The 1,339-nt window shown below is 66.8% G+C and carries 2 protein-coding genes; both read right to left on the bottom strand.

Translation table 11 applies throughout. The features are described from left to right. Window positions 1-335: 335 nt before the first annotated feature. Window positions 336-893, bottom strand: coding sequence for a hypothetical protein (locus ABZ646_RS46740; protein WP_360533915.1), 558 nt, complete (start codon window positions 891-893; stop codon window positions 336-338). A gap of 108 nt (window positions 894-1,001) precedes the next feature. Continuing rightward, window positions 1,002-1,339: isochorismatase family protein (locus tag ABZ646_RS46745; protein WP_360533918.1), on the bottom strand; the 338-nt coding region annotated here is incomplete at its 5' end.

Raw genomic sequence — 1,339 nt, forward strand, 5'->3', positions numbered from 1 at the left:
GTCGGGTACGCCGATCACCGCGGCCTCGAGCACCGATGGGTCGCCTGTCAGCACGTCCTCGATTTCCTTGGGGTAGATGTTCTCCCCACTGCGGATGATCATGTCTTTCGAGCGCCCGACCAGGGTCAGATAACCCTCGGCGTCGAGGTGGCGGGTCCGAACGGCAGCGCGTCAGCTCCAGGGCCTCGGAATCGGTCCCACCACGGCGCGAATGGCCGGATCTTGGTCGGCGCGCCGGACGAGCTCGATGAACTCCGGAGCGTCATCGCGCCACGGCCGCCTCATGGCCACTGCTGCGCCGTGCCGGCGCAGCAGTGGCCGCCGAGACGGAGAGATCAGCTCGCGACCGGCTTGGCCAGTGCCTTGCGTGCCATGCTGGCCGCGAAGAGCGGAGTCTCGTGCTGGTTGTGGGCGACGATCGCGGGATGATACTGCGCGGCGGCGTCGTCAAAGCTCAGGCCGACCTCAGCGAGAGCGTCCAGGAACCCCTGGGTGGCGTGGGTGGTCACGGTATTGGTCAGACGGCAGGTTCCGTCATCGTTCGGCTCCACCCGCAGGTCCCAGGTGGCCTGGACCTTGATCCAGCCTTGTTCTGTCTGCGCATCGGACAGTGACACCAGGTGGCAGTGGTGCGGCTCGTGTACCTCGGCCACGTAGTGCTGGATGACGAGGGTGCCGCCGATGTTCTCCACGTTGATGGACATCGGGCGCCCGTCATCCGTGGTGGTCCGGCCCGCAGCGATGTGCTCGCCCGGCGCGCAGCGCCGGTACTCCGCGTCGGGCAGGTTCAGTACCCAGTCAGCGATGTCGACGGCCTCGATCGGCGCGTCGACGGTAGCCGTCTCCGCTGTCTCACTGATCACCGCACTGTCCAACACCTGGTCGTTCGACAAGATCTGATCCTTTCTCAGCGCAACGCAACGCACCGCATGAGCAGTGAGTCACCTGTGCATCTGCAATCGGGAAACGTCCCCCCCCGTTGGACGTTTCTGTGGTGAGCGTCAGACGTGTGCGCCCTTGAAGGCGGTGACGATCTCGTCGGCGGTCACGATGGCGTGGGCGTACGACGGACCGTTCAGCTCGTGGGCCGCGTGCAGCATTTCCCGGGTCCACGCGGCGGTCGCTCCGCGTACCAGGGTCACGTGGTAGCCCAGCTCCATGGCGTAGCGGCTGGTCGACTCGATGCAGGTGTTGGCCAGCATGCCGACGGTCACCACGTGGGTGATGCCGTGCTTCTTGACCGCGCCACCACCCGCGCTCGACCCGCCCTCCCCCCACGCCCGCTCCAACGCCTGCACCTTCCGCTCGGCCCCCTGCTTCGCCTCCCGGTTGGTCCACC

The sequence above is a fragment of the Streptomyces sp. NPDC007162 genome (assembly GCF_040634175.1).
Classification (GTDB): Bacteria; Actinomycetota; Actinomycetes; order Streptomycetales; family Streptomycetaceae; genus Streptomyces.